At 70.4% G+C, this 8,364-nt stretch carries 8 protein-coding genes; 6 read left to right on the top strand and 2 right to left on the bottom strand.

Features of this window, described 5'->3' with window-relative positions:
- Nucleotides 1-218: 218 nt before the first annotated feature.
- On the top strand, nt 219-1,697 hold the full coding sequence (locus AB0G02_RS16215) for a PucR family transcriptional regulator ligand-binding domain-containing protein (protein ID WP_360794423.1): 1,479 nt from the start codon (nt 219-221) through the stop codon (nt 1,695-1,697).
- An 8-nt stretch (nt 1,698-1,705) separates the two neighbouring features.
- Here AB0G02_RS16215 and AB0G02_RS16210 read toward each other — a convergent pair whose 3' ends face one another.
- Both AB0G02_RS16210 and AB0G02_RS16205 read right to left on the bottom strand, forming a co-directional pair.
- Nucleotides 1,706-1,915, bottom strand: a complete 210-nt coding sequence (locus tag AB0G02_RS16210) for a hypothetical protein (RefSeq protein WP_360794421.1) — start codon at nt 1,913-1,915, stop codon at nt 1,706-1,708.
- Between the two features lie 232 nt (nt 1,916-2,147).
- Nucleotides 2,148-3,557 carry a DUF1996 domain-containing protein gene (locus tag AB0G02_RS16205; RefSeq protein WP_360794419.1) on the bottom strand — a complete coding sequence of 470 codons (1,410 nt, stop codon included), beginning with the start codon at nt 3,555-3,557 and terminating at the stop codon, nt 2,148-2,150.
- A gap of 533 nt (nt 3,558-4,090) precedes the next feature.
- On the opposite strand from AB0G02_RS16205, the gene AB0G02_RS16200 reads away from it, so the two are divergent.
- From AB0G02_RS16200 to AB0G02_RS16180, 5 genes are all read left to right on the top strand, one after another.
- On the top strand, nt 4,091-4,354 hold the full coding sequence (locus AB0G02_RS16200) for a hypothetical protein (RefSeq protein ID WP_360794417.1): 264 nt from the start codon (nt 4,091-4,093) through the stop codon (nt 4,352-4,354).
- A 206-nt stretch (nt 4,355-4,560) separates the two neighbouring features.
- Nucleotides 4,561-6,984 (top strand): sensor histidine kinase, encoded by a 2,424-nt coding sequence (locus AB0G02_RS16195; protein WP_360794415.1) that lies wholly within the window; start codon nt 4,561-4,563, stop codon nt 6,982-6,984.
- A gap of 41 nt (nt 6,985-7,025) precedes the next feature.
- Nucleotides 7,026-7,463, top strand: a complete 438-nt coding sequence (locus AB0G02_RS16190; protein ID WP_053718071.1) for a roadblock/LC7 domain-containing protein — start codon at nt 7,026-7,028, stop codon at nt 7,461-7,463.
- A complete protein-coding gene (locus AB0G02_RS16185; protein ID WP_053718070.1) occupies nt 7,463-7,834 on the top strand; it encodes a DUF742 domain-containing protein in 372 nt (123 codons plus the stop codon). Before AB0G02_RS16190 ends, AB0G02_RS16185 begins: the two co-directional genes overlap by 1 nt.
- On the top strand, nt 7,815-8,364 hold a 550-nt coding region (locus AB0G02_RS16180; protein ID WP_360794412.1), incomplete at its 3' end, for an ATP/GTP-binding protein. The genes AB0G02_RS16185 and AB0G02_RS16180, both read left to right, overlap by 20 nt.

Raw genomic sequence — 8,364 nt, 5'->3', positions numbered from 1 at the left:
AGGGCCAGCGCCTCGGCCAGGGTGTCGGGGCGGAGGAAATCCATCGGCTACCTCGGTGGGTGCGGTGCGCGGTGTGTGGGCCAGTACACCGCCCGCAGCGGTGATCGGCTACGGCGGTGGCGCATGAATCCCAGGCTCCTACAGCGAGGGGTTTTGTGCTTTCCTACAAACACGATCGGACGACGGTAAACCGCCGGTGTGACGGGGAGGAGGCGGCCGTGTTGCTGGTGGGCAGCCTGCTCGGGATGCCGGAGCTACGCCTTCGCCTGGTGACCGGCGCCGAGTCGCTGGACCGGCCCGTGACCAGGCTCTACGGCACCGAGCTGCCCGATCCGGCGCGGTACCTGTCCGGCGGTGAGCTGGTGCTCTCCGGGCTGCTGTGGCACCGGGGGGCGGCCGATTGCGAGACGTTCGTCGCCTCGCTCGCGTCGTCGGGAGCAGCCGCGCTGGCGGCCAGCCCACCCGATGCGGGTGCACTGCCCGACGCGCTGGTGGAGGCCTGCGAGCGGCACGGCGTGCCGCTGCTGGAGGTGCCGGTCGACCTGTCGTTCGCGGCCATCACCGAACGCGTGGTGCTGGAGCTGGCGGCCGAACGGGTGGGCGACGCGGGCGCGTTGCTCGGCCGGCACCGGCGGCTGCTGACCGTGGTCGCGGAGGGCGGTGGGCTGTCCGAGCTGCTGGCCGCCGGCGAGGCGGAGCTGGGTGCGCCGTGCTGGGTGCTGTCGTGCACCGGACACGTGGTGGCCGGGCCGGAGCTGCCGGGGGCGGCGTCGCTGGTGCGGGAGTTCCTGCTGGCCGACCGCCTGCCCAAGGTGGTGCGCGGCACGACGGTGCTGCCGGTGTCCGCGCGCGGCGGCTCCCGGCTGACCTCGTGGATCCTCGTCGTCTCCGGCGACCGGACGCAGGACGAGGTCGCCGCCGAGCTGGCCAGCCTGGTCGGGGTGGAGCGCGCCCGGGTCGTGCAGGGGCGGGAGATCGAGAACCGCGCCGCCGGGCCGCTGCTGCGGCAGGTGCTCGCCGGTGGCGACCTCTCCGCACGGCTCGCGGCGGTCGGGTGGGACGCGGACGCGCCGCTGCGGGTGCTGGCGGCCTCGGTGTCGGAGGGGTCGGTCGAGCAGGCCGTCACGCTCGTGGAGGAGGTGCTGGCATCGGTCACGCCCGGGTTCCTGGTGGCCGCCGTCGACGCGGAGGTGTACGCGCTGGTGCCGTCCGGCCCGTGGACCGGCGGGATCCGCACCGCGCTGCGGACGCTGGAACCGGGCCTGCGCTCGGCCAGGGTCCTGGTCGGGATCTCGTCACCGGTCGGCCACGCCGGGCTGCGCGGCGCGGCGGAGGAGGCCTCGCACGCCCGGCGGCTGGGCGAGCGGCGGACCGGGCGCACGTGCGTCGTGGCGGGGGAGGAGATAGCCCTGCACCAGTTGCTGCTGGCGGGCGTGCCCGAGGAGCTGCGCCGCTCGCTTCGGCGGCGGCTCCTCGGGCCCGTGCTGGACTACGACGCCGAGCACGGCTCGGACCTCGTCGGCACGCTGCGGACGTTCCTCGACTGCTCGGGCTCGTGGACGACGGCCGCCGCCCGCCTGCACGTCCACGTGAACACGCTGCGGTACCGCGTGGGGCGGGTGGAGGACCTGCTGGGCGTGGACCTGTCGAACTTCACCGAACGGGTGGACCTGTACCTGGCACTGCAAGCGGGCTGAGGACCCGCTCACCCGCGGTCGTCGTCGACGACCTGCGTGGCGCCGTTGCGGCTGAACGCGGCCCACAGGTTGAACGCGATGACGCCCACGCCGACGGCCGACCACAACCAGATGAACGGTCGGTCGAGCGGGAAGTTGAGCAGACCGAAGACCAGGATCGCCACGCCCACCACGGCTCCGAAGATCGCGGCCGGCTTGGACGGTCGGATGCGTGCCACCGAAGACCTCCCCAGGTGATCGAGTCCCCACGGGGTTACCTCGTCCGGGTGACCGGAAAACCTGTCCGGGCAGGGGCCATCCCCGACCCGCCGCCGCGCGGGTCGGGGATGGTGTCCTCCTCACCTCACGTGCCGCCCCGGGACGTGAGGTCCCGGGCCGCCGCGAGCCGGCGCACGCCCTCGGTGGCGCGCGGTCCGTCCACATCGGACGGGAGGTCGGCCTGGGTCGTCGTCACTCCTTGCACCGGCGGCCGGAGTTCACGCACTGCACCAGCCGGTTCATGATCTCCTGCGACATGACGTTCGCGAAGTCGTCGTGGTCGGAGAACGGGTTGTGCTTCTCCTGCGGGAACGCGTCCACCGCGTACTGCCCGGCGGCCTGCACGTCGCGCGGGATGTCGTAGGTCAGGCTGATCCGCAGCTGCGGCACGGTCCTGAACCCGCGCGGGCACTTGCCGTTCTCGTCCGCGTAGGTCATGTGGTCGCGGTGGTTGGCGCTGTCGGTGTTCTTGCCGTCCCAGCAGTTCGCGAAGTCGTGGATGCGCTTGACCTTGCTGCCCTCGGGGCAGATCGGGTACTTGTCGATCAGCACCTTGTCCTCGAACCCGGTGCAGGTCCACGACTTGCGGGCGTTCTTCGGGCCGTTGGTGGAGACCTTCGCGTCGCCGTAGAGCACCCGGAGGAACTGCGGCATCGCCTCGACCTTGCCCGCGGGGCTGCCGCGGAAGGTGATGTCGACCTCGGGGCGCAGCACCTCGCCCTCGTTGCCGGGCAACTCGTTCTCGTCGCTGGCGCTCTTGCCGTCGCCCTTCTCGGGCGCGTCAGCCTCGGCTTCCTGGGCCGCCTCCGCGACTTTGGCGTCGTTGGCGTCGCCGTCCTTCACCGTGCACGGCGCGAGCCTGCGCAGCCAGCGCGGACGTTGCCCGGCGCGGGCGAGGGCCTGGGTGATGCGGTCGATCGTCGCGGTCCGCTTGTCCCGCAGGGGGCCCAGGACGGCGTTGTTGACGAAGTTCGGGTCGTCGACGTCGGCCGACGCCTTCAGCCTCGCGTTGGCCTCGCTGATCTGGTCCTTCAGGGCCTTGAGGTTGCGGTCCACCTCGGCCTTGGCCTGGCGCGGCACCGTGCGCAGCTTGCGCTGCACGTCCGGGCACTCGACCTCGGCGTCGTTCGGCTTGCCCGGCTCCTCGTCCTCGTTCTCCCGGTCGATCCGGATCACGGGCCAGAAGTAGGTCGACTGGTCGCCGTTCTTGCAGGTGGTCTCGGCTTCGAGCAGGCTCTCGTTGGTCGAGTCCGCGTCGGTCGACACGTTGCCCACGTAGTCGTGCAGGTGCTGGGCGCCGTTGCGGACGCCGGGCTGCGCGATGAAGTTGTCCGGGTTGAAGTGGCCGTTCTCGTTGCGGCCGCAGTCCACGGTGAAGGTGCCGGTGCTCGCGCCCCGCTGCGGGCGGGGCGCCCGCACGTTGCGCTGCTGCTTCGTGATGTCGGTGAACAGGGAGATGTCGGCCCCGTCAGCCTGGGCGGTGCCCTGATCGCCGGTGGTGCTGATCGCGACGGCCAGGCCGATCGTGAGCGCCAACCCGGTCACGCCGGCAGTCAGCTTGGTGCGCCGGGAGAAGCGGTGCCGCCCCTGGTTTCGGGTCATGGATGTGTCACCTCGTCGTAGGTACGCGCATGGGCGTTGAACCCCGACCGCCGGTGGGCGGTGGACACAGTGGCATACGTACCGCTCCCAGTCCGCGACCTCACCGTTACCTTTTCGTTATCTCGGACGACCCCTAACTTCCCCGGTCGCGGTGCTGGGGCCGCCGCGCCCGCCGCCGCAGCGCAAGCACACCCGTTTCCCACCGGGACGGGGGCGTCGTCGACGCCGGAACGGGAGCGGTGCTCGAGTCCTATCGGTTTGCATCCGACCCGGACACTTTCGTCAACGACGTCGTGATCACCGACGCCGCCGCCTACTTCCCGACTCGCGCAAGGCGTTGATCTATCGCGTCCCGTTCGGCCGGCACGGCGCGTTGCCGGAGTCCCGCACCGCGATTCCACCGTCCGGCGACTTCGTCCTGACTCCGGGCGTGAACAACGCGAACGGCATCGCCCGGACGCCCGACGGCAAAGCGCTGGTGATCGTCCGGAGTCACACCGGGCAAGTGCACCGGGCGGACGCGCCGAACGGGCGTGACGAGCCTGGTCGACCTGAACGGCGAGGTGCTGACCAACGGTGACGTGCTGCTCGTCGAGGGCCGCACGCCGTACGCCGTGCAGGACCGCCTGAACGCGGTCGCGGTGTTTGCGCTGGCCAGGGACGGGTCGGGCGGGCAGCTCGTGATCAAGATCACCGACATCCGGTTCGACGTGCCGACGACGGTCGTCTCCCTCGCCACCCCGCCCACGCCCACGACGACGTACGACGCCGTTTCGGTCCCGAAGCCGGGAAAGTGAGGGGACCGGTGTCGAGAAGTTCACATCGGCCCCCTGTTCGGGGCATCACTCGACTGGGTAACCTCATCGTCGCGTCGCGCAAGTGATCGCTGCCTCTTCGTAATAATGATCTTCAAGTGTTACCGTTCCATAGCCGATCGGGTGAAGAAGAGTCAGCGGTCCTAGTGCTGCGCCTGACCTGGCAACGGACGAGGTTGCGGAGCGCTGTGAAGCAGAAGAGCACCACGGAGACGAACTACAAGACGATCCGTTCACGACTCACCGGTGTCGTCGTCGTCCCCAGCATCGTCCTGCTCATCATGTGGGCGCTGTTCTCGTCGTACACGCTGTTCGACGGCTTCTACCTCCGCGCCGTGGCCTCCGGCGTCAAGGACGCCTCGATCCCGGCGGTCCAGACCTTCGCCGCGCTCCAAAAGGAGCGCGAGCTGACCATGACGGCGCTCAGCCAGCCCGACCGCGGCACCACGGACCTGGAGGTCCAGCGGGCGGAGACCGACCGCGCGGTCGACGAGATGCGCACCGCGTTCGACGAGCTGGCCTCCCAGGCGCCGCAGGAGATCGTCGACAAGATCAACGGCTTGAACGTGCTGCTGGACCAGCTACCGCAGCGCCGCTCGTCCCTGGAAGGGAAGAAACCCACGTCCAGGGACGACATCTACACGTACTACAACAGCCTCCTCGACGCCGGTGACGCGCTGTTCAGCGTGCAGGCCCGCGTGGTGCCCGACCACGAGTCGGTGAAGGGCGCCATCACCGCCACCGAGTACTTCAAGGCCGCCGACTGGATGTCCCGCGCCACGTCGCTCGCGTCGAGCGCGCTGGCCGCCGGCCAGTTCAGCCCCGAGGAGCACATCGAGTTCGCCAACCTCGTCGGCGCCTACCACTCCTCCTACGACTCGATCGCCCCCTACGCCCAGCCCGAGGTGCGCGAGCACTACCAGTTCATGATCGAGGGCGACCAGTGGAAGCGGCTGGTCGAGTTCGAGGGCAGGCTGATCCAGAACGGCCAGAAGCCGTCGGCCGCGGGGTCGCTTCAGGAGTGGCAGAACGTCAGCGGCCCGATCTCCGACGAGCTGACCGCGCTGGTCAGCGAGCAGGCCTCCAGCGCCGTGAACGTCACCATGTCGCGCGGTGAGAGCAAGTTCCGCACCGTGCTGATCGGCAGCCTGGTCGGCCTGCTCGCCGTCATCATCGGCATCCTGATCGCGATCCGGACGTCGAACCGCCTGGTCAACCGGGCGCTGATCACCCGCCTCGCGGCGCTGAAGAAGGACTCGCTGACCCTGGCGCACGAGCGGCTGCCCGACATCGTCGACCGGCTCCGCGAGGGCAAGCACGTGGACGTCGAGGTCGAGGTGCCCCCGCTGGACTACGGCAGCGACGAGATCGGCCAGGTGGCCGACGCGTTCAACGCCGCCCAGTACACCGCCGTCGCCGCCGCGGTCAAGGAGAGCCAGGCCCGTGAGGGCGTGAACCGGGTCTTCCTCGACATCGCGCACCGCAACCAGGGCCTGGTGCACCGCCAGCTGAAGATCCTGGACAAGCTGGAGCGCGAGGAGGAGAACCCCGAGCAGCTCGACGCGCTGTTCCAGCTCGACCACCTCGCCACCCGCGCCCGCCGCAACGCGGAGAACCTGATCATCCTCGCGGGGGAGCAGCCGGGCAGGCAGTGGCGCAAGCCCGTGCGCCTGCTCGACGTGCTGCGCGCCGCGGTCGCGGAGACCGAGCAGTACGTCCGGGTCAAGGTGAACCCGGTGCCGGACACCGCGCTGGTCGGCGCCGCCGTCGCGGACACCATCCACCTGATCGCGGAGCTCGTGGACAACGCCACGGCGTTCTCCTCGCCCCGGTCGCAGGTGCAGGTGCACGCCAGCGAGGTCCCGCAGGGCATCGTGGTCGAGATCGAGGACCACGGCCTCGGCATCAACCCCGAGGACCGCGAGCAGCACAACGCGATGCTGGCCGACCCGCCGGAGTTCGACGCGATGCGCCTGCGCGGCGAGTCGCGCCTGGGCCTGTTCGTGGTCGCCCGGCTGGCCGACCGCCGCGGCATCCACGTCGAGCTGCGCGACTCGCCCTACGGCGGCACGCTGGCGCTCGTCCTCATCCCGTCCGCGATCGTCGCGGGCCCCACGACGGCCACGGAGCCCGCCGAGACCCGGCAGCTCCCGCGCCGTTCCTTCCACGACATCCCGGAGCAGGGCGACGACTCAGTGCGAGACGCCAGGTTTCCCGACAGTTCCCGAGACCTGGAGGGGTTCTGGGCCCAGGCCGAGGCCGCGGCCAACTCCGATCCCCTCCCCGAGGTCGAACGACTGAGCGGCGGGCTGGACCTGTCGCAGCGCAGCGGCGAGCTGGAACTGCCGCAGCGGAAGCGCGCCACCTCCGAGTGGCCCGCGGAAGAACCGGAGTCGGCCGCTGCCGCCGCCGACCGACCCGAACTGCCACGCAGGCGCCGCCAGCAGAACCTGGCGCCCCAGTTGGTGCGCAACGATTTCCACCCTTCGCCCGATCCGCTCCCCGAGGTCGACCAGGAGCAGTCCGCCGAGAAGGTCCGCAAGGGCCTGGCGGCGTTCCAACGGGGCACACGCGACGCCCGTCGCACACCTGCCGACGACCTCGAACCCTGACCAGCAGTGGCCGGACGACTGGAAACCGGAAAGGCATCCCGATGAACGACATGACCAGCCAGCACAACGAACTGAACTGGTTGTTGGAGGACCTGGTCGGCCGGGTGGTCGGAGCTCGACACGCGGTGGTCCTCTCGGCTGACGGCCTGCTGCTGGGCCGGTCACCCGGGTTGTCGAAGGACGACTCGGACCACCTGTCGGCCATGGCGTCGGCGTTCCAGAGCCTGGCCCGCGGCACCGGCCGGCACTTCGGCGGCGGCGCGGTGCGGCAGACCATCGTCGAGATGGAGCACGCCTACCTCTTCGTCACCGCGGCCGGCCACGGCGCCTGCCTGGCCGTCCTGGGCGAAGAGGACTCCGACATGGGCATGATCGCGTACGAGATGAACATGCTCGTGAAGCGGGTCGGCACGTACCTGTCCTCGGCGCCGCGCGGCACCGCCGCGGCGAGCCTGCCGGCCGCCCGAAGGTCCTCCTGATGGCCGGCCGCGAGGACTGGTGGTACGACGAGGCCGCGGGCCCGCTCGTCCGCCCGTACGCGATGGTGCGGGGCCGGACCCGTCCGCTGCGCCCGGAGCTGCACCTGGTGACGCAGGTTCGCGCGATGCCGTCCCCGTCGGACCCGGACGCGCTGTCGGTCGAGCACATGGAGATCATGGAGCTGTGCCGGCGCCCGTTGTCGGTCGCGGAGGTCGCCGCGTACCTCGACGTGCCGCTCGTCGTCGTGAAGGTGCTGTTGAGCGATCTCATCCAACGCGGTGACGTCGTGATCCGAGACCCCTCCCGAGTCCCGCAAGTGCCGGACCGGAACCTGCTCCAGGCGGTGTTGGATGGTGTCCGTGGAATCTGAGCGGCCGGGCGGGGAACTCCTCGTCCCCACCCCAGTGAAGATCGTCATCGCCGGGGGCTTCGGCACCGGCAAGACGACGATGGTCAACTCGGTGAGCGAGATACCGCCGCTGCACACCGAGGAGCTGCTCACCGAGGCCGGTGTCGGCGTGGACGACGTGCTGGGCCTGGAGACCAAGGAGACCACCACGGTCGCCCTCGACTTCGGGCGCATCACCATCAGCCCGGAGGTGGTGCTGTACCTGTTCGGCACCCCGGGGCAGAACCGGTTCTGGTTCATGTGGGACGAGCTGGCCTACGGCGCGATCGGCGCGGTGATCCTGGTGGACACGCGCCGGCTGGACAGCAGCTTCCCGTCGATCGACTTCTTCGAGCGGCGCGGCATCCCGTTCATCATCGCGGTGAACTGCTTCGAGGGCGCGCACAGCTACGAGGTCGACGAGGTGCGGCGGGCCCTGGACGTGGACGCCGCCATCCCGCTCGTGCTCTGCGACGCGCGGGACCGCGAGTCGGCCAAGACCGTGCTGGTCA

Origin of the sequence: Actinosynnema sp. NPDC023658, from assembly GCF_040639995.1 — a bacterium.
GTDB lineage: Bacteria > Actinomycetota > Actinomycetes > Mycobacteriales > Pseudonocardiaceae > Actinosynnema.
This window is presented reverse-complemented; position numbering and strand designations above follow the sequence as displayed.

Excerpts from the sequence above, each read along its gene's own strand:
- AB0G02_RS16205 (WP_360794419.1), bottom strand. The coding sequence starts at position 3,557 with ATGACCCGAAACCAGGGGCGGCACCGCTTCTCCCGGCGCACCAAGCTG.
- AB0G02_RS16185 (WP_053718070.1), top strand. The coding sequence starts at position 7,463 with ATGGCCGGCCGCGAGGACTGGTGGTACGACGAGGCCGCGGGCCCGCTC.
- AB0G02_RS16190 (WP_053718071.1), top strand. The coding sequence starts at position 7,026 with ATGAACGACATGACCAGCCAGCACAACGAACTGAACTGGTTGTTGGAG.